The organism is Streptomyces sp. NPDC005791, from assembly GCF_042871485.1.
In the GTDB taxonomy this organism is placed as follows: Bacteria; Actinomycetota; Actinomycetes; order Streptomycetales; family Streptomycetaceae; genus Streptomyces.
On record NZ_JBIAIP010000003.1, the window covers coordinates 27,606 to 46,380 of the forward strand.

16 protein-coding genes are annotated in these 18,775 nt (G+C 69.3%); 5 read left to right on the top strand and 11 right to left on the bottom strand.

What is annotated here, in order from left to right; all coding sequences use genetic code 11:
• The 11 genes from ACFYSH_RS07305 to ACFYSH_RS07355 all read right to left on the bottom strand — a co-directional run bounded on the left by ACFYSH_RS07305 (position 1) and on the right by ACFYSH_RS07355 (position 12,077).
• Positions 1–705, bottom strand: coding sequence for a hypothetical protein (locus ACFYSH_RS07305; protein WP_388751297.1), 705 nt, complete (start codon positions 703–705; stop codon positions 1–3).
• On the bottom strand, positions 597–1,652 hold the full coding sequence (locus ACFYSH_RS07310) for a hypothetical protein (protein WP_388751299.1): 1,056 nt from the start codon (positions 1,650–1,652) through the stop codon (positions 597–599). The genes ACFYSH_RS07305 and ACFYSH_RS07310 overlap by 109 nt, the downstream gene beginning before the upstream one ends.
• Complete coding sequence (locus ACFYSH_RS07315; RefSeq protein ID WP_388751301.1) at positions 1,649–2,950, bottom strand: protein phosphatase 2C domain-containing protein; 1,302 nt, start codon at positions 2,948–2,950, stop codon at positions 1,649–1,651. Before ACFYSH_RS07315 ends, ACFYSH_RS07310 begins: the two co-directional genes overlap by 4 nt.
• Positions 2,951–2,952: 2 nt before the next feature.
• Positions 2,953–3,630, bottom strand: a complete 678-nt coding sequence (locus tag ACFYSH_RS07320) for a hypothetical protein (RefSeq protein WP_359478125.1) — start codon at positions 3,628–3,630, stop codon at positions 2,953–2,955.
• Between the two features lie 15 nt (positions 3,631–3,645).
• Positions 3,646–5,418: a hypothetical protein gene (locus ACFYSH_RS07325; protein WP_388751303.1), complete on the bottom strand. Its 1,773-nt coding sequence runs from the start codon at positions 5,416–5,418 to the stop codon at positions 3,646–3,648.
• A 1-nt stretch (position 5,419) separates the two neighbouring features.
• A complete protein-coding gene (locus ACFYSH_RS07330; protein ID WP_388751305.1) occupies positions 5,420–7,711 on the bottom strand; it encodes a hypothetical protein in 2,292 nt (763 codons plus the stop codon).
• Complete coding sequence (locus ACFYSH_RS07335) at positions 7,708–8,508, bottom strand: hypothetical protein (protein WP_388751307.1); 801 nt, start codon at positions 8,506–8,508, stop codon at positions 7,708–7,710. Before ACFYSH_RS07335 ends, ACFYSH_RS07330 begins: the two co-directional genes overlap by 4 nt.
• Positions 8,509–8,634: 126 nt before the next feature.
• Positions 8,635–9,849, bottom strand: coding sequence for an acyl-CoA dehydrogenase family protein (locus ACFYSH_RS07340; RefSeq protein WP_359464809.1), 1,215 nt, complete (start codon positions 9,847–9,849; stop codon positions 8,635–8,637).
• Between the two features lie 4 nt (positions 9,850–9,853).
• Complete coding sequence (locus tag ACFYSH_RS07345; RefSeq protein WP_359464812.1) at positions 9,854–10,327, bottom strand: SCP2 sterol-binding domain-containing protein; 474 nt, start codon at positions 10,325–10,327, stop codon at positions 9,854–9,856.
• 73 nt (positions 10,328–10,400) lie between these two features.
• The gene (locus tag ACFYSH_RS07350) at positions 10,401–10,664 is read right to left on the bottom strand and encodes a hypothetical protein (RefSeq protein WP_359464814.1); all 264 of its coding nucleotides are present in this window, start codon (positions 10,662–10,664) and stop codon (positions 10,401–10,403) included.
• A gap of 198 nt (positions 10,665–10,862) precedes the next feature.
• Positions 10,863–12,077: a helix-turn-helix domain-containing protein gene (locus tag ACFYSH_RS07355; protein ID WP_359464816.1), complete on the bottom strand. Its 1,215-nt coding sequence runs from the start codon at positions 12,075–12,077 to the stop codon at positions 10,863–10,865.
• Between the two features lie 577 nt (positions 12,078–12,654).
• Between ACFYSH_RS07355 and ACFYSH_RS07360 the strand changes: the two genes are divergently transcribed.
• The 5 genes from ACFYSH_RS07360 (at position 12,655) to ACFYSH_RS07380 (ending at position 18,774) form a co-directional block, all read left to right on the top strand.
• On the top strand, positions 12,655–13,293 hold the full coding sequence (locus ACFYSH_RS07360; RefSeq protein WP_359464819.1) for a hypothetical protein: 639 nt from the start codon (positions 12,655–12,657) through the stop codon (positions 13,291–13,293).
• A gap of 440 nt (positions 13,294–13,733) precedes the next feature.
• On the top strand, positions 13,734–15,206 hold the full coding sequence (locus ACFYSH_RS07365) for a DUF6801 domain-containing protein (RefSeq protein ID WP_388751310.1): 1,473 nt from the start codon (positions 13,734–13,736) through the stop codon (positions 15,204–15,206).
• Between the two features lie 70 nt (positions 15,207–15,276).
• Entirely contained in the window at positions 15,277–16,233 is a 957-nt protein-coding gene (locus tag ACFYSH_RS07370) for a hypothetical protein (protein ID WP_359464825.1), read from the top strand.
• 712 nt (positions 16,234–16,945) lie between these two features.
• Positions 16,946–17,929 carry an ATP-binding cassette domain-containing protein gene (locus ACFYSH_RS07375; protein ID WP_359464827.1) on the top strand — a complete coding sequence of 328 codons (984 nt, stop codon included), beginning with the start codon at positions 16,946–16,948 and terminating at the stop codon, positions 17,927–17,929.
• Entirely contained in the window at positions 17,926–18,774 is an 849-nt protein-coding gene (locus tag ACFYSH_RS07380) for an MlaE family ABC transporter permease (protein WP_388751313.1), read from the top strand. The genes ACFYSH_RS07375 and ACFYSH_RS07380 overlap by 4 nt, the downstream gene beginning before the upstream one ends.
• Position 18,775 lies beyond the last annotated feature (1 nt).

Here is an 18,775-nt window from a genome sequence, read left to right on the forward strand (position 1 = left end):
TCACACGTCGTCCCATGACATCGCGGTCAGTCCGTGCTGTTCGGCCAACAGGTTCCAGGCAGCCACGAAGTCCTTCTTCGCCTGCGTCGCCCGTGTGCTGGCGCGGGACGCGTCCCGCCAGTGCGACGAGGACATCACGGCCTGGGAGGTGCATCCGCCCATCACCTCCTCGGCCAGCAGGGCGTAGGAGTGGTCGGCGTCGGCGGAGGCCTGCCAGCCGGTCCGCAGGTCCGCCGTCATGGAGGAGGGCAGCAGGTCCGCATCGAGGACCTCCAGATCTCGCACGAGCTCGCCCCGCTCGATCGCGGCGTCCTCGAACACCCCCTTGACCTCGCGGAGCCCGGAGCGGCCCGGACAGGTGGTCATGCGGCTCACCGCATCGCCCACCTCGCTGCGGTTGCCCTCGTTGCGTTCCAGCAGGCTTTCCAGGGACCGGAGCTGACCATCCGTCGCCTCCTCGTCGGATGAGTCCGGACCGCTCGACCCGGAGCTCTCCTCCGAGAGACCGGTGCTGCCGGATCCGGTGGAACCGGCGGCCCGGTCCTCCTGCGCCAACGTGTCGTAGAGATCCGGACCGTAGACGACGGCCAGGACGATCAGTACCAGAGCGGCGAACCGCCGGCCGGCCTTCGACCTGCCCGTTCCGGTCCCGACCGGCCGCGGCGTCCAGGAGCCGAGAGGTGCGGGCGGAGGAGCGTTGGGCACGGGGGGCGGTGGCTGGTGGGGCCGCCCGGCGTTCCCCGTCGGTGCGGCGCGCCCGCCGGCGGCCCGGCGGAGGGCTGCGGCAGCGTAGCCGGCGCGGTGGCGACCGCCGCGGCCAGTGCGCCCAGCCAATGCTCCAGGACCGGCCGCCGGGCAGGGGCAACGGACAGACTCTGTTCGGCGAGCCGTCCCACTGCCTCGTCCGCGGCCCGGAGGACCGTCACGTCCCGGCCGTCCTGCTCCCCCGCGAAGAGACGCGCCGCGAGCAGGGCGAACTTGTACGTGTCGCCGGTGGCAGCGCCCATGCGTTCGCCCGAGGGCAGCCCCCAGTTGGGGGTCTCCACGGCCGGCAGCGCCCACTTGCCGTGCAGCGCCATGGCATCGCAGTCGATGAGGAAGCAACTGGGCGTTCCGTCGAGACAGAAGAGCACGTTGTTCGGTGACACATCGCCCACGACGACGCCGAGGGAATGCAGCCGCACCAGCGTACCGGCGAGATCCAGTAGCAGCTCGAACCGCTGGCGAGGCGTGATGGCGAAGCCCGCCCGCGCGAAATAGGCCGGAGGGTTCAGCAGGTACTGGAAGCCGGCCGGCTGCGGCTTCTCCGGATCGAAGGCGAACCGGCGGAAGAACCGCTCGGGGATCTGCCGCATCAGGAAGCCGCTCACCCCGGCGGAGTCCGTCACCAGCATGGCCGGCCAGGCGGTGCGCTCGGCGAGCCAACGGCCGGTGTCGGGTGGCAGGGACGCGATGAAGCCGGCCATCTCGGAGAGGACGTCCGCCTTCAGCGCAGGGCGCATCCTGGCGTGGTACTCCTTGTAGGCCACCGGCCAGGATCCGTTGATGGTCCGGTCCTCGACCGCCCACACCGAGCCCTGCCCGCCCGCGTTGAACTTCCGCCCCTTCGTCACACGGCCGATGTCCATGGCCTGCGGACCGGCCCCGGTCATCCCGTTGCCCCGCCCGCTTCGTGCGGCCAGGCGGTCGCGGCTCCCGGGCTGCCGCTCTCGTCGAGCCGGTGACGCGGCCAGACGGCGAGCAGGGTGCGGTCGTCGTCGAACGTCTCGCGCGAGAAGTCGAGCAGCTGCGCGAGGGCCTGGGGCTCTCGTGGCGGGCGGCCCAACTCGTACGCCACCATCGATCCGATGATGCCCGTACCGTCTCCCAGCGGATCGCCGAACCCGTCCGTCCCGACCAGCAGCACCCCGTCCTCGGGAACCGTGTACCAGGTTCCCTCGATCTGTGGCGGAAGCCACGGCAGCGCGGACACCGCGGAGGAGAAGACCCCGTCCGCACGCTCCTCCTTGCCGCCGAGCAAGGGGTGGAATCGCTTCTTGTGGAGCATCCAGGCGCCACTGTCGCCCACATGCACCAGATTGACCTCGAGCAAGCCGCTCCCGGTCAGCCGCACGACACCCGTCACCAGCGTCGTGGCCAGCAGGACCTGGGCCTCGCGCTGCTGCTCGGGGGTCGGGTCCGAGCCGCGGGTCACCCGCATGAGGAGCTGGTACGCCGCCGCGGTCACGGTGCGCTTCCAGTCGACCTGCGGACGCTCCTCGTCGAGCTGCTGCAGCACGTCGGCGACGGCGGTACGACAGACCAGCGCCGCGCCCACATGTGACTGAGGGGCGGACGAGACCCCGTCCGCCACCGCGAACACCACGGATCCGGTCGGCTCGTGCGACGCCACCACGATGTCGTCCTGGCGCGGCTGCCCGCCGAACCGGTGCGCATCGCCGCGTACGGAGGCGAGCCGGACGGTGAGCTCCGGTGTGGACCAGCCGTCGAAGAGGGTGTCCGGGCGGTAGGGGTCTGCCGGAGGTGGCTTCGGCTCGAACCGGGCAGCCGGCCGGCCCAGGATGATTCGTGCCCAGAGCGGGAGCCCAGCCCCGGGGAGCCGGGGCTCCCGCGTCTCCTGCGCGGGAACGGGACCCCGGGCCTGCCGCTGGTGCGACGGTGAGGACGGCGCCCGTTGTCCCTCGCCCGCCGGGGCCCGGTGGCCGGCCGACGGCCCGTGGCCGGTGGACGCGCCGTGACCGGGTACGGGCGAGAGACGCTCGGCGGGCGAGAGCCCGTCCCCGGGCCCACGCCGTACGGGATACGGCCCGTCGGCCGGGGCCCGGTCGTCCGGCGTCCGGCCCTGCCCCGGGGTACCGGGCGCACCGGGCGGGCTCGCGGCACCGGACGGTCCGGAGGGGCCCTGGGGCTCCTCCTCGCCCTCCCACCGGCGCCCGAAAAGTCGCGCCACGCTCACACCTCGTCAATCGCGAGCCGGAAGCCTTCCGGCCGCTCGACCACCAGCTCGGGACGTCCCGATGCCATCGCGTTGCCGGACTCCACCACACTCTTGGTCAGCGCGGTGAAGAACCCGGCGATGGAAGCGCCCAGTTGGGCCCCCGGCACCGAGATGAAGGCGAAGTCCGACTGGGTGGCGACGCTCAGCATCGTCTCCGCCTCAGCCTGTCCGATGCCGCAGGCGATGATGTTGGGCGCGGCCTTGGTCACCGAGCGGTCGGTGAGCTCCCGGTGCCTGTCCTGCCATCCCTCACCGGAGTTGGGCTGGCCGTCACTGAGGAAGAACACCGCGGGCCGGTGCACGCGGTAGCCCTGGCTCTTGAGCGTGTCCACATCCTGCGGAATCCGTCGCAGTAGTGCGTCGAAGGCCGCCTCGTAACTCGTACCGCCGCTCGCCGTCAGGCGGGGCAGTTCGTTCTCCGCCCGCAGATCGGCCAGTATCAGCCGCTCGGTCACACTGTTGGCGAACCCCAGCACGGAGAACCGGACCTTCGCCGCGGCCATCGGTTCGCCGAGCAGGGACCGGTGGAGCGAGGCGAGTCCGGCATTGAGGTCACCGACGTACGGATGCATGGAGCCGGACTCGTCCGCCAGGACGTACACCGGCAGTAACTGCCCTTGGTTTTCGGCCATGTCTTCGAAGTCTCTCTATTCGACATCTTCGATGGGGCTCAGGCCCTGGGGGCGTTCGAGGTCGAGCTCCGAGGAACCCGCGACCGCACTTCGCCCCAGGTGGAGAACGGTGTTCTGGAGAAGCATCGAGAACTGCGCGACCGACTCCCGGAGGCCCGCCTGAGCGTGGGCCGCGACGGCGAATTCGGCGGGGCTGGCGATCCGCGCCACCGTCCGCCGGTCGGTCGTGCCGATGCCGCAGGCGACGATGTTCGGCCGGTAGTGGTGCCGCATCAACTCCTGCTGTGCGGCCTGCCACTCGCCGCCGTCCTCCGGGTCGCCCACCGCGAGGAAGAAGACGGTAGGGCGGTTGACCCGCGCCTGCTGCTTGAGCCGTTCCGTCTCCAGGGGCACGAGCTCCAGCAGTCGGCGGAAAACGGGTTCGTACCGGCAGCCGTCCCCGGTCTGGAGATCGGGAACGCCGGTCTGCCACGAGATCTGCGTCAGCGGCAGCCGGACGTCGGCAGTGTCGGAGAAGGTCAGCACGGACAGCCGCACCGCCGAGGTCACGTCCGGGCTGTTGGCGAGCACGGTCTGCAACGACCGCAACGCGTCACGCAGTTCGGTGACACAGCCGGCTGCGGCCGGAGAGGTGTCCAGCACCACGTAGACCGGAGCCAGACCGGCCACCGCCGGATCGTCCGGTGGCGCGCCGGACGGGGAGCCGCCCGGCACCTGCGCGCCGTCAGGACGGGTGCCGCCCCACGGAGGGGCCGACGGCGGAGGCGTAGGGGGCCTGCTCGCGGAAGGCGATCGCGGCGCCGCAGGCGGGAACACGTGCGCCGCTGCCGGAGCCGGCTGCGCGGACGCCCCGGCGCCCGGCGGCAGCATCCCACCGAACGCGACGGCCGACGTCCCGAGCACACCATCCCGCAGGCCGGGCACGTCCACCTCCCGCACGATGCCCTTGTCGATCATGTACCGGACCATCTCGACCTGACGCTGCTCCTGGTCCAGGGCTCGTGCCTGTCGCCCCTCGTCCCAGCGCAACAGCAGCTCCATGGACTTCTCGGTGTCACCCGGATGCTTCGCCAGGTGCTCCAGGATGAGACCGCGGAAGTCGAACTGTACGGAGGAGAGCGCGGCACGCTCCCGCTGTTCCCGCGCTGTCCGGGCTTCCTGCTCGATGTCCTTGACCGCCTCCTGATGGCGGGTGTTCCCGAGGACCGCGTGGTGCTGCAGTCGGCCCATCTCCGAGGAGCGGCCCGCCTCGGTGCGACCGCGGACGAACTTCCGTGCCGCCTCGTCGGGTTCGAGCTGCACATCGCAGTAGAAGATCGTCATACCCTCGGCCAGCGCCATGGGAAGCACCAGGGTGCCGTTGATCCTGGCCTGTGCCTCGAAGGCCTCGTCGATCGCGAACCGCGCCGCAATCGGCCGGATCCTGCTGATCAGATACGGATAGACGGCGCTCAGCACATCGGGGAGATTGCCCCGCACCACCGCCACCGGGTCGTGCACCCGGAATCCGACGTCGATGGTCGCTTCGAAGCGGTGTGCCTGGTCCTTGCAGGTCAGCGGAGTCCTGGTGAGTTTGGCCGTGCGCCGGTGGTCACCCAGGTCCACGACGTAGCAGAGCTTGTACCTGTTCTGCAGCCGTCCGGCGACCGTCAGATGCCTGGGCGACTCGATCTCCCAGCCACCTGTCTTCAACGCGTACACGACCGCGAAGTTCGGCGGCAGCCCGGGCAGGGTGGCGAGCTGTGAACGAGGCACCGGCTTGTTGTTCAGGATCAGTGAGACTGACATGTCACACCCTTTCCAGATCGAGCTGCGCATGGACGACGGCGGAGACCAGGGGCAGTGGTGCCAGCTCGTCCCGGTCGACCCAGTCGGCCGCACACCGTCGTAAGATCCGTCCCGTCCTCGGGTCCCCGTACGCCATCGCGCCCACCATCAGCCGGAACATCTCCCGCAGGATCCTGTCGCGTTCGGCGAGCGCGGCCCAGTTGCGCAGCACCTGCTGCGCCTCCTCGCCGAAGTCCGCCTGGTTGAGGGACTCACGCCACAGGGCGATGAACGGTGTGCGCAACTCCTCGTTGTGGTGGGCCAGGTAGAGGAGGGCGGGCCACTGCTCCACTTCGCCGCCGGTCTGCCACTCCTCCTTGTCCACGACCACTTGGGCCGCAACGATCAGGAACGAGATCAGGGCCGTCGGCCTGCTCCGGTGGTCGGCGGACCGCTCGTGGAGAATGTGGAGCACCATTCCCGTCGTGCCCACCGAGTCAACCCTGTCCGCCGGATCCTCCGGGTCTCGTTTGCGTGCGAGCAGATCGGTCAGGCTGCGGCCGATGGCCACGGCCACGGCAGCGTGGTCGACGACGGCGAGGCGAACCAGCGCCGAGACGGCAGGCGCGGCGTCCTTACGCATGCCGTACACCCGTGCCGCCGTGGCCTGTGCGAACGGCAGACTGCGGTCGGCGAACCAGCCCTGCACCAGTTCGTCCGCCTTCTCCGCGATCCAGGGGTCGCGCGAGGCGACCTGGAGCGCGTACGCGGCGGCGTCGCGGTACATCCAGTTCTCGCTCAGGGCCCAGCCGTGGAGGAGCTCGCCGCGGAGGTAGGTGTAGGACTCGGCCGCGATCGCTCCGAGCGCCACGGCCGCGTAGACCCGCACCTCTTCCGCCAGGTCCACGACGAGGTCGGACAGCCAGCCGAGCAATTCGCCCTGGATCTCGTACTGGCTCCAGGCGTGCCGGATGACCCGTCGTGCGTACGAGGGGTCCTTGTACTCCAGCGCGCGGCCCGGCTCGCCGTCCTTCTTCGCCGTGTCCCGTGCGCGCAGCCGAGTCAGCTGGGTGCGGCGTGGTGCGGCGAAGGGGTTCTTCACGAGCGGCAGGTCACCGTCGGGGCGGGGTATCAGCACCTGTGGGCCGTCCCCCTCCAGTCGCTCGCGAAGGGACCTGGCGGCAGTGGCTATGTACTCCTGGGGGAGGCCGTTGAGGACGGCGAGGGCCAGGGCGAGGCTCCGGACCGCTGGCTCCCGCAGACTCTCGACCCAGATGTCGAAGTCCTCGTCGGCCTGCCGGGCGCGGCGCTTCTTGATGTTCTCGGGATCCAGCCGGCCGGTGTCCCACTCCTCCACGATGGCGGACGCCAGGTCGGCCGCCTGTTTGCACGCGGGGTCGCCGGTGAGCAGTTCGTCCAGCAGTCTTGCGATGTCGGCGTCGGCGACCAGCCGGTCCCGGACGGCGTCGCCCAGCCGCCAGCGCAGATGTGTGGAGACGATGCCGCGCTGGTCGGGCGCCTCGGTGACGTCGACCACGGCCGTCAGGAGCTCGCTGTCCGCGACCTCGGCGCTGGAGACGGTGATGACCAGCCAGGCACCCGCCACGGCGAGCGCGCCCTGGACCTTCTCGTACACCTCTCCGCGCAGTCCGGTGATGGCGGACGGCTGGTCGAGGAGGAAGGCCGCACCGCGCTCGATGGACTCCGTGCCGCGCTCCAGGAGATCGGCGAGGGAGCCGAAGTCGACATCACTGTCCAGGTGGTACTTGGTGGTGGCCCCCATGCCCTGGAGCAGGCGCACGGCCATGGCTGTCTTCCCGTAGCCGGGGGCGCCGCGCAGGATCAGCAGATGCCGGCCCGCCAGTGCCTCGCGGGCGGCGGGCAGGCCGGGAGGCTCCTGGTAGGCGAAACGGACCCGCTCGTCCATGAACGGTGAGATGGTCCGCAGGCGCCGCCGAGCACCGCCGAGGAGCAGGACGTACTTGTCGCCGCCGACGACATCGCCCTCGACGTTGGCGAAGGCGTCGCGCACCCGGTCGTGGCGCAGGGACCCTTCTCCCATCCGGCCCGTCGCCTCGAAGGACTCGGCACCCGGGCCGGACCGGGGAGGATCGCCGCCCTGCGCGCCGGCTCCGCCGGCCGCGCCGTCCGGGGACGGGGCCGGCGTTCCGGCGGCCGGACCGGCGGGCTGTGCCGGGCCGGACGGCGCTGCGGTGTTGCCCGCCGCAGCCCCGCCCGGCCCGCCCCCCGTACCGGCTGCGGGTGCCGTTCCCACGGCACCCGCAGCCGGCGCTCCCCCCGTCGGTGTGGTCATGGTCTGACCGGCCCCGTGGTATTGACGTTGACGGTCTTGTCGCCCTGGAACACGTCTCCGTGCACGGTCCCGACGCTGATGCCGCCTCCGCCCGCAGGACGACGGCTGCCCGTGTCGGTGCGGACGCCACCGGGCTCGGCTCCGACGTGCCCGGACGATTCGCCCGGTAACTCCTGTCCGTGCTGCCCGGGTGACGCGGCCGGGAGACCCGGGGGCGCGGGGGATCCAGGAACGGTCACCCAGCTTTCGATGAGCTCGCCGTGCTTGGTCCGGAACGGCATGGGCAGGTACGCGGCCGGGTCCACCGAGCGGTGCCCGTGCCGAACGACGGCCCGGTAGATCTCGTCGGACACGACGAAGACCATCCGCGACGAGGACGCGGCGGCCAGGACCTCGCGCAACGGACCCGCGTCCACCAGCCGGCAAGCGGTGTTCACCGCGTCCCCGGACCATCCCTCACCGTCCCGAGCGGCGAGCCCTTGGTGCATTGCGACCCGGAACCGCATCGCGTGGGCGAGGCTGTAGACGTCGGCCTTCTGCCGCAGTTCTTCGTCGAGGGCGCGTACGAACGGCCCGGCGAGGACGATCGGCGAGACGGTCGCGGAGACGATCATCAGGACGCCGTCGCCACGGTCCTCGGTGACGACGTCATCGTCCGACAGCCCGGCCGTCAGGAGCGCTGCACGAAGCACCTCGTACATCCCGGCCCGCAGGGAACGCTGGATCGGATCGGACCGGGAACTGAAGTTCTCGATGTCCAGCACCACAATCCAGCAGTGCGTGGCCTCACCGGACATGGCGGTCTCCCCACGGGATCTCGACGACAACGGCTCGATCAGTGGCCTCAGTTGTATGACACGGACGCGCCCCCGGTCTACGCCACTTGACACACAAGGAGAAACAGAGGCCGCCGTGGTGGCGCGTCAGCGGATGTGGCGGCCCGAGATGGCGCGGGCGATGACCAGCCGCTGGATCTCACTCGTGCCCTCGAAGATCGTGTAGATCTTGGCGTCGCGGTACATCCGCTCCACCGGGTGCTCCCTGCTGTAACCCGCGCCGCCGAGGATCTGGACCGCCTTCGACGTCGCGGATACCGCGAGTTCACCCGCGCGGAGCTTGGACATGGAGCCCTGGCCGGCGTCGAAGGTCCGGTCGTTGCGGGCCATCCAGGCGGCCTGCCAGATCAGCAGGCGCACGGCCTCGATCTCCGTACGGATGTCGGCGAGGGCGAACGCGATCGACTGGTTCTCGATGATCGGCCTGCCGAACGCCTCGCGCTCTCCGGCGTACTCCAGCGCGTACTCGTACGCGGCGCGGGCGATGCCCAGCGCCTGCGCGCCCACGGTGGGGCGGCTGACCTCGAAGGTGGCCAGCGCGGCTTGGCCCTTGGCGGTGGTGCCTTCGCGGGCTCGGGCGAGGCGGGCGTCCAGCTTCTCCTTTCCGCCGAGCAGGCAGTGGCCCGGCACGCGCACGTCGTCCAGGAAGACGTCCGCCGTGTGCGAGGCGCGCAGTCCGAGCTTCTTGATGGTGCGGCTCGCCGCCAGACCCGTGGTTCCCGGTGGGACGATGAACGCGGCCTGGCCGCGGGCGCCGAGCGCCGGTTCGACGGAGGCCACCACCACGTGTATCCCGGCGATCCCGCCGTTGGTGATCCACGCCTTCTGGCCGGAGAGCACCCACTCGTCCCTGGCTCCGTCGTACCGGGCCCTCGTCGCCATCGCGGAGACGTCGGATCCTGCCTGGGGCTCGGACACGCAGAAGGCGGCCACCTTCGGGTCGTCCTCGTCGCCGTAGCACTGCGGGACCCACTCGGCGAGCTGGTCGGGTGTGCCGGAGGCGAAGATACCGGCGACCGCGAGAGAGGTGCCGAAGAGGGCCATGCCGATCCCGGCGTCGCCCCAGAAGAGTTCCTCGTTGGCGATCTGGAGGGACAGGCCGCTGGGGTCCCCGTACATGTCGGCGAGCGATTCGAAGCCGTAGAGACCGATCTTGGCGGCCTCCTGGATGACCGGCCACGGGGTTTCCTCCCGGGCGTCCCACTCGGCCGCCGCGGGGCGTACCACCTGGGCGGCGAAGCCGTGCACCCAGTTACGCAGGTCCTGCTGTTCCTCGGTCAGGGCGAGGGAGAAGTAGCTCATGGGCTCAGGCCTTCGGGATGTCGAAGTAGCGGGTCAGGCCCGAGGCCAGGCCGACGTCACCGGCGACCTTCAGTTTGCGCATCATGAACATCGTCACGGGGTTGCCGTTGCCGGAGACCAGCTTGAGGAATTCGGCGTCGCTCATCACCAGCGTCGTACGGGGCTCGGCTTCGGAGCGGCCCGCGCTCACCGTGCAGGCGCCGTCGGCTATGGAGGTCTCGTAGACCTCCTCGCTCTCGCCGGTGATCTTCCAGCGGATCAGGGCCTTCAGCGAGCCGGCCGCCGCCGGCCGGAACTGCTGCCGCATCCGGCCGAAGACCTCGCTCAGGACCCGCGCGCGCAGGTCGCCGTGCATGACCTCGCCGAGCTGCTTGACAGACAGGCCCTTGACGATGCGTGCGAACTCCTCGGGGGAGACCGCGGCGAAGTCGAGCCCTGCCAGTTCTTCCGTCAGGTCGCCGCTGCTGTTGTCGGCCACGCCAGATCCTTACTCGAGAGTAAACTTACTTTTGAGTAAGGTAAGTCGGCGGCTGCCGCTCCGCAAGCAGGTGTCACCAGGCGTCGTCCGGATGCACCGCGAGGTACGGGTGGTGGGCGGAGAGCAGTTTGTTGGCCCACGCGAGCTCGGACAGTGCCTGCTCGCGGTCGGCCTGGTCCTCGATGCCGAGCCTCGGTCCCCTGAACCTGCGCACCTCGCGGGCGGCGCAGTCGGCGTCGAACTCCGCCTGGAGGATGTGCGGCGGGGTGCAGGAGCCGATCAGTGCGGCGACCCGGTCGGGGATCGGCACGGGGACGAGGAGATGCGAAGCGGTCATGCGGGGGTTCCCTCTCGGATGGTCGGCCAGGAGGTGGTGCTCCGCGGTGACCGGTGGGCCACCGCTCCTCCCTATGTAACGGGACGCAGTTCCGGGTTTCTTGTTGAGAACGTCTCCGTGTCGCAACCGTTTGGGACTGACCGTCTATTTCGCGTTACCTGAGGGTAAGTTGACTCGGATCGCAGCGTGTGAAGCGACTCAGTTGAGGGCTTGACCGCTGCGAGCCCGTAACTGCGTGGCGCGCAGCACGGCTTCCGTCGCGAAGCGGCTCTCGGGATCGGTGAGCTGGTCGCCGAAGATGGCCTCCAGGCTGCGCATGCGGTAACGGACCGTCTGAGGATGGACATCCAGCAGTGCGCCCATCTGGGCAGCGGTGCCACGGGTGTCGAGCCAGATCCGCAGTGTCTCGATCAACCGCTCGCGCCGGGTGGCGCTGATGCCCGCGACGGCGGCCAGTTCACGCTCGGCGAGCTGGTCGAGGAGGGCGAGGTCGGACAGCAGCCACAAGGTGACGAGGTGGTCCTCGCAGTGGATGACGGGCGCGTCGTCGATGACTCCCGCGTCGACGAGTTCGAGGACGCGGCGGGCCCAGCGGATCGAGTCGGCGGCGAGCGCGGTCGGCACGGTCAGACCGATCGCCGCACCACCGCCGGGGGCCGTCCGCCCGAGCATCTCCCTCCGCGCGTCGTCCATCGGGCCGGGGATGAGCAGGTGCGGCTGCGGATCACCGGGATCGATCAGGACGTCGGGGTCCGCGCTGATCCGGTCGAGGCCGGCGGGGGCGCGTACGGCGACGAGTGTGACCTGTTCGGGAAGCGTCCAGCCGGTCTGCTCGCACAGCTCGGCGATCGCACTGCGGGGCACCGGTCGGCCCGTGAGGATCAGATGCAGCAGCCGGCGGCGTACCGCCTCGCTCTGCTGGTCGGACTGGGCCTGCACTTCCATGAAGCCTTCACGTGACAGCGACTCGAGCTCGTCCACGTAGGCGAACAGCGCGTCGGCGAAACTGAGCATGAGTGCGGGCGAGAAGTTGTAACTCCGGCCCACCTTCTTGGCCCGCCGCAGCGCGACGCGTGCGCCGAGCCGGTACGCCCCCTGGAGCGCGTCCATGGTGCGGCCCTCGTACGCCTCGAACCTGCCGAATCGTCGGCACATGTCGTCGCGCAGCACCGTGGGGGCCGAGGGCTCGGCGACCAGGTCGACGAAGGAGGAAAGGCTCTGTTCGACACCCATACGGATGGATGTGCCGTTCGGACCGTTCAGCAGCCGTGCGTATTCCGGATAGGCGCGGGTCACTTCCATGCCTATCTCTTTGATCAGGCTCGGCAGTTCTGGCCGCATGATCGCGGCGAACTCCTGGGGGAGGGGCCCCAGCGGGTCTCCGGTGTCCAGCGGCTGGATGAGTCTCGGCATGACCGTCCCCTTGCTTTCCTGGGCCCGGCGTGGGTGGGAGGTGTGGGGGAAGCGCTCCCACGGACCGACAGGTGTATACCAACATCGGCGCCGAAGATAGACCAAGTCGGGCGGGGTGCACACCGTCCGGACAAGATCGAAGTGCAAGGGGCACACAGAGGGGCCCCGTTGTGGGGCTTCGGTGCAGGTGGGGCGGGAAGTACTCACTTCCGGACAATGTTTTCGGCCGCGGACCGCGTCGCGACCGCCGACGCGAGGCCGGCGGTCGCACCGGGCCGTGTGTGCGGACGCCCTGTCCTCTTCCCCGGCGAAATTGCGCACCAAGTGACAAGTGCGCCGCGTGAATTAGTGACCTGTTGACGAGGAAAAAAACTTGCCGAACCAATCTTGACCCACAGGATTGTGCTCGAAGTTTCCCGCAAGTAACGTCACGCCCTGTCACAGAACGTGTGTGGCTGAATGAGCAGCACGGCCCCCACGCAACACGATTCATCGCGGCACTCCCTGCGTCTTTGCGGGAATTCGGGTGCTGTCCCCGCAACAGTGCGCCCGCACTGTCGAATCGGAGGAAATCACTGTGCGCAACTCTCTGAGAAAGATCGCGCTGGCGGCCGGTGCCGCCACCGCCGCTGTCGCGCTCGGCGCCACCACCGCCAGCGCCGGCGTGGCCGCTCCCACCTGGACCGTCGGCCCCGCGCCCTCGCCGGTGCCGGTGACGGCCACATCCACCGGCACCATCGTGCTCAGCCTCAACGGCATCCCGCTGACGTGTACGTCATCGGCAGCCAAAGCCGTTCTGGCGACCGCCTCGGGTACCACGAACGTGACGGTCGGCACCATCACCCCACTGACCTGGAGCGGGTGCACCAGCCCGTTCGGCCCGGTGACGCCGACCGCCAACACCTCCCCGGCGTGGCAGCTGAAGGCGAACACCTACAGTGCCGGAGCCACCAGCGGGTCCATCGCCGGTGTGAAGGCCACGCTGTCGGTTCTCACCTGTACCTTCACGGTGACGGGCAACGTCAAGGCCGACTACAGCAACACCACCGGCCAGCTCAAGATCAGCAACAACGCCACCTACAAGCTGACCGTCGCGACCGCCTCCGCGGGCTGTGCCGGTATCGCGGCCGTGGGTCAGAACCCGACCTACACCGCTACGTACAACACGGTCAAGACCGGTACGACCACCAAGCCGTCCATCGTCTACACCCCCTGATCCGGTCACACGTCCGGTAAGGGGTGATGAGGAATCGCACGGCGGGTCCGCCCGCTGTGCGATTCGTCTCCGGTGCGCGGTTCATCCGGAGGTGCCTCACCTGACCACGGCGCCGTCAAGCTGTCCGGGCGACCCGCGGCGACGTGCACCGACCGCCACCGGCCGGCTGGACGCGTCAGCGACAGCACCACCCGCGAGCTGACTCGTCGACCAGCCGTTGTCGGTTGCCCGGGTGTCGCGGCCCCAGGTGACAACGCGTACGGCACGAGCCGCTCGGTGGTCATGCCGCCCGGCGGTACGGACGAACCGGCCCTTGTGCAGCGCCCCTTGACCCGGTCGCATCGGTAGCGAGTGAGCAGGAGGGCGCGGTGGGTCCGCCCCTCGCACGAGGCACGTCCGGTCTGTTCGAGAAGGGGACATCGCCAGTGAAGGGGAGTCGTATGACGGGAACGCGCAGGCGCACCGCGCGTGGTGCCGCAGTGGCCACCGCTGTGCTGCTCGGGGGGATGATCCCCGGTGCGCAGGCCGCGTCCGGTATGCAGGAGATCGACGCGGAGCTCGCCTACACCTGCGACTTCCCCGGGGGGGAACAGCCGGTGAAGGTCGGGATCGCGGCGAGTGTTCCCGAGTCGGCTCAGCCCGGGCAGACGATACAGCCTGAAGACATGGCCCTGGACGTGACGCTGCCCGAGGGGGCGTTCGACGGACACGCCGGTTCCACAGCGGCGACGGTGGCGGCCGAGTTGCGACTCTCCGTCGACATCGCGCAGGGGGACCAGCATGCCCAGGCCGAATGGATCGGTACGACGGCCGAGCCCACGCGGATACCGGACAAGGGCGGCCTGACGCTGAGCACCTCAGGGTCGGTGCCCTACGTCAAGCCGGGAGGGGGCGGCAGCCTCTCGATGGAGGCCGGTGGCCTTTCCGGGGTGTTCACGACCAAGACGTCGGAGGGACTCCCCACCGAACCGGGGACCACCGACCTGACCTGTGCACCGGACCCGGGGCAGGAGGTGACCTTGGCGACCCTGGACATCGGCGACGCGGGCGGGGAGCCCGCCCCCGAGCCGACGGTGTCCGCGGCCTGGCCCGATGGTGACGAGGACAGGGGCCGGACCCTCGTACCCGAGGTGGGGACGAGGGCCGAGGACCCCGCACCGGGCGACGCCCCTCCGTGCGTCGGTGACTCGAAGGACGAATGGGAAATGGTCACCTATGTGGCCGGGTATGCGAATGTGACGAAACTGAACGGCGCGAACAAATTTCCTGTTGCCTGTGCGCGGATTCACCAGTACGAGAGTGATTCGATCATCGGCCCCCCGGAGACGCACGTGTTCATCAAGGCGTCCATGGTGTTGGAGTACGGGGGGAAACCGCAGCTGCCACCCACCACGGGCACGTTCCTGACGTTCGGATTCATGCCGACGACAGCGACCCTCGAGATGACCCAGATACCCCCCAAGGCGAACTCGAAAGAGGATGCGAATGTGAACTCGCACCTGATTGTCGATTGGCTGGACGGGTTCAAGAACACGACGGTGACCACCGTCGACGTGGACTTCGTCCTGCGGCTGCGTGACGTCAAGGTCAACGGGACCCCGCTCGAGGTGGGCGACAACTGCCGCACGGAACGCCCCTTCAGGCTCTCCCTCGTCGGCAAGGGCGTATGGGCGATACCTGAGCCACTGGAGGGCTACACGTTGGTGAGCGGAGGGCCGCTGACGGGGTCGGCGACCATTCCGCCCTTCGCAGGGTGTGGTGTGGACGAGGATCTGGACAGCCTCTTCACCGCGTCCCTGTCCGGATCTCCCGGATTCGTCAAGCAGATACAGGGGGCGCCCTGTGTCTCCTTCACCGGTGCCGGCTGCACGCCGGAGAACCAGCCTCTGGACATCCCCAAGGCCATCCGCTGACCCCCGCGGTCGCACGAACCATCGCATCGAGCACAGCAATCCCCCGAGCCCTAACCGAATTGAGGGAACGATGAGATCTGCCTCGAAGACCTGGATCAAGGCCGCAGGCGCCGTCGCGGCGTCCGCCGCGCTGGTCATGCCCCTGACCGCGTCGCCGGCCGGTGCCGCCACCGCCTCGGCGACCCAGCTCAACGGTGGCTGGGCCCCGTTCGACCGCTGCCCGGTGGACGCCCCAGCCATGCTCGCGGCGGACGGCGACACCGACGTCCCCCTGTGCGTGACGTCCACCTCGCCCAACGGATCGATCAAGCTGGGCAACACCGAGGCGACGACGGGCTCGACGAACCTGCAGTTCGGTGTCATCCAGCACCCGGCCGAGGGCACCTATACGGTCGTTCCGCCGCCGGAGGGCTCCATCATCAGCGGCAAGACGACGATCCCCGGTGGTCTGCTCGGCATCATGTGCCCGAGCGGTGTGCCGGTCGTCTCCACCCTATGCGGTCAGATCACGAACGCGACCCTCAACAAGGTGACCGCGACGGTCGAGTCGGCCGGTGCGCCGACCGACTTCAGCCTGGTCGCGGGCATCTCCTCCGGGCCGATCGTCACGCTGCCCATCAAGATCCGGCTGGACAACCCGCTGCTCGGCTCCAAGTGCTACATAGGCAGCAACAGTGACCCCGTGGTCCTGCACCCCGGCAACCTGAGCATGCCGTCGCTGGCCGTCTCCAGGTTCAACGGTGACGGCACGGACAACGCGGACGAGGGCTCGCTGATCCAGTTCGCCCTGTCCGGTGCCGGCCAGGGCGACAACCAGTTCTCCGTGCCGAAGGCCAACGGCTGCGGTCTCGGTGGCATCCTCAGCTGGGCGATCGACCTCAAGGTCGGACTGCCCGCGGCGGCGGGGACCAGCAACCTCGTCCTGAACGACGCCAAGACCTCCACGGTGGGACTCACGGCCCCGGGCCTGTCGGTGCCCGACGCCGGCAAGCAGCTCGCCGAGGCCTGGCACTCCGCGGTGAAGTAGGTGAAGTGACCGGAGACCGGCAGGCGGGCGCCGCACTCCGCTTCTTGTCACTTCATGCGCCTGCCGATCGATCGCCCCTGAGCCCGTCCCGACCGAATGGACCCTGGTCGGGGCGGGCTTCGGCGTGTCCGGAGGGAGGCTCCGGGGCCCGCCGCCCCGGCTTCCATTCCCTCACCTTTCGATAGGTTTCGCGCGCCGATTACTCATCGGGGCACAAGAAAAAGCCGCCGCGCGATTACCACGGAGAAAGTTCGTGAAACGCTATTGCGAACTCAGGTTACCGGCCCGTAGCGTCCCGCTTGAGCGGATCGGAACGTATCCGTACCTGCTCGTCCGACGCACGTGGAGTCCTGGTCGCGCCCCCTTGACCCGGGATTCCTCCGGGAGTTCCGCCGGCCCGAACCCTCCAACCGGGGCGGCGTCTCCCGGCCGCCGGGGTCCCACGGCCCGGCCCCCGGGCCGCGGGACCCCGGTGCACCCGGAGAGCTTGCGCAGATTCCGACAAAGCCGCCGGGCGGGTTTGTCACTCGGTGACAAGCGCTCCTCCCAGAGATCGAAGTCCGACGATCTCCGCTGTTCAACGGCTTGTCCTGGCGGATTCGACGGACATACCGTGCGCCTCCTGGTGCATGTGTGACGAGCCGTCCTTGCATTTACCGGAGCCGGAGCGCTGACAGATGACGTCGTTCACCACCACTTCGAGGGAGGGCCGATGGGAATCGAAGTAGTCGTCGAAGGCCTGACGAAATCCTTCGGCAAGCAGAACATCTGGCAGGACGTCAGCCTCACGCTGCCGGCCGGTGAGGTGAGCGTCATGCTCGGTCCTTCCGGCACCGGGAAGACCGTGTTCCTGAAATCCATCATCGGACTGCTGAAGCCGGAAAAGGGCCGTGTGCTCATCAACGGCGTCGACATGGTGAACAGCCCCGAGCGAGAGATCATGGAGACCCGCAAGCTGTTCGGGCTCATGTTTCAGGACGGCGCCCTCTTCGGTTCGATGTCACTCTTCGACAACATCGCCTTCCCCTTACGTGAACACACCCGCAAGAAGGAGTCCGAGATCCGCCGCATCGTCATGGAGCGGATCGACATCGTCGGACTGCTCGGCGCGGAGGGAAAGCTGCCGGGCGAGATATCCGGCGGGATGCGCAAGCGCGCCGGCCTCGCCCGCGCCCTCGTCCTGGATCCGCAGATCATCCTCTGCGACGAGCCGGACTCCGGGCTCGACCCGGTGCGCACCGCCTACCTCTCGCAGCTCCTCATCGATCTCAACGCGCAGATCGACGCGACGATGCTCATCGTCACCCACAACCTCGACATCGCGGCCACCGTCCCCGACAACATGGGGATGCTGTTCTGCCGCAACCTCGTCACCTTCGGACCGCGCGAGGTGCTGCTCACCAGTGACATGCCCGTCGTGTCGCAGTTCCTCGCCGGGCGACGCGAAGGCCCCATCGGCATGTCCGAGGAGAAGGACGCGGCCACCCTCGCAGCGGAGCGGACCAACAGCTCCACCCACTCGTCCGGGCCCCGCACCGTCGTACCGCAACTGGAGCCGTCGCCCGGGCTGCCCGTACGGCAGGCGGCCCTGCGCCGCCGGGAACGGGTCATCTCCATGATGGGCCAGCTGCCGGAGGCCGCCCGTACGGCGATCATGAACAGCTACACGCCGACCTTGGACGGTGGGCGCCGATGACGGCACCACTGCCCGTACGCCCGCCCGAGCCGGCCACCGACGCGGCCCCGGGGAAGACACCGCGGCCAGGACAGCCCTCGCGGCTCCTCGCCCCGTTGCGCCAGACCGGCCAGCTGTTCGCCCTCGCGCTGGCCGTCGGCCGGGCCGTCTTCCGCCGCCCGTTCCAGGTACGGGAGTTCATCGAGCAGTTCTGGTTCGTCGCCAGCGTCACCATCCTGCCCGCCGCCCTCGTCTCCATCCCGTTCGGCGCGGTCATCGCCCTCCAGGTCGGCTCCCTCACCGAACAGCTCGGCGCCCAGTCCTTCACCGGTGGCGCCAGCGTCCTCGCGGTCATCCAGCAGGCCAGCCCGCTCATCGTGGCGCTGCTGATCGCCGGGGCCGCGGGGTCCGCCATCTGCGCCGACCTCGGCTCCCGCAAGATCCGCGAGGAACTCGACGCCATGGAGGTCATGGGCGTCTCGCCCATCCAGCGTCTCGTCGTCCCCCGCGTGCTGGCCACCATGTTCGTCGCCGTCCTGCTCAACGGGCTGGTGTCCGTGGTCGGCACCCTCGGCGGGTACTTCTTCAACGTGATCATGCAGGACGGCACGCCGGGCGCGTACCTCGCCAGCTTCTCCGCCCTCGCCCAGCTCCCCGACCTCTACATCGGTGAACTGAAGGCGCTGATCTTCGGCTTCATCGCCGGCATCGTCGCCGCCTACCGAGGGCTCAACCCGCGCGGCGGGCCCAAGGGGGTGGGCGACGCGGTCAACCAGTCCGTCGTCATCACCTTCATGCTCCTGTTCGCGGTGAACATGATCCTCACGGCGATCTACCTCCAGATCGTCCCTCCGAAGGGGGGATGAC

Bases quoted from the DNA above. Each gene is read 5' to 3' on its own strand.
- ACFYSH_RS07310 (WP_388751299.1), bottom strand. From the start codon at position 1,652: ATGACCGGGGCCGGTCCGCAGGCCATGGACATCGGCCGTGTGACGAAG.
- ACFYSH_RS07320 (WP_359478125.1), bottom strand. From the start codon at position 3,630: ATGGCCGAAAACCAAGGGCAGTTACTGCCGGTGTACGTCCTGGCGGAC.
- ACFYSH_RS07325 (WP_388751303.1), bottom strand. From the start codon at position 5,418: ATGTCAGTCTCACTGATCCTGAACAACAAGCCGGTGCCTCGTTCACAG.
- ACFYSH_RS07330 (WP_388751305.1), bottom strand. From the start codon at position 7,711: ATGACCACACCGACGGGGGGAGCGCCGGCTGCGGGTGCCGTGGGAACG.
- ACFYSH_RS07335 (WP_388751307.1), bottom strand. From the start codon at position 8,508: ATGTCCGGTGAGGCCACGCACTGCTGGATTGTGGTGCTGGACATCGAG.
- ACFYSH_RS07340 (WP_359464809.1), bottom strand. From the start codon at position 9,849: ATGAGCTACTTCTCCCTCGCCCTGACCGAGGAACAGCAGGACCTGCGT.
- ACFYSH_RS07350 (WP_359464814.1), bottom strand. From the start codon at position 10,664: ATGACCGCTTCGCATCTCCTCGTCCCCGTGCCGATCCCCGACCGGGTC.
- ACFYSH_RS07355 (WP_359464816.1), bottom strand. From the start codon at position 12,077: ATGCCGAGACTCATCCAGCCGCTGGACACCGGAGACCCGCTGGGGCCC.
- ACFYSH_RS07365 (WP_388751310.1), top strand. From the start codon at position 13,734: ATGACGGGAACGCGCAGGCGCACCGCGCGTGGTGCCGCAGTGGCCACC.
- ACFYSH_RS07370 (WP_359464825.1), top strand. From the start codon at position 15,277: ATGAGATCTGCCTCGAAGACCTGGATCAAGGCCGCAGGCGCCGTCGCG.
- ACFYSH_RS07375 (WP_359464827.1), top strand. From the start codon at position 16,946: ATGGGAATCGAAGTAGTCGTCGAAGGCCTGACGAAATCCTTCGGCAAG.
- ACFYSH_RS07380 (WP_388751313.1), top strand. From the start codon at position 17,926: ATGACGGCACCACTGCCCGTACGCCCGCCCGAGCCGGCCACCGACGCG.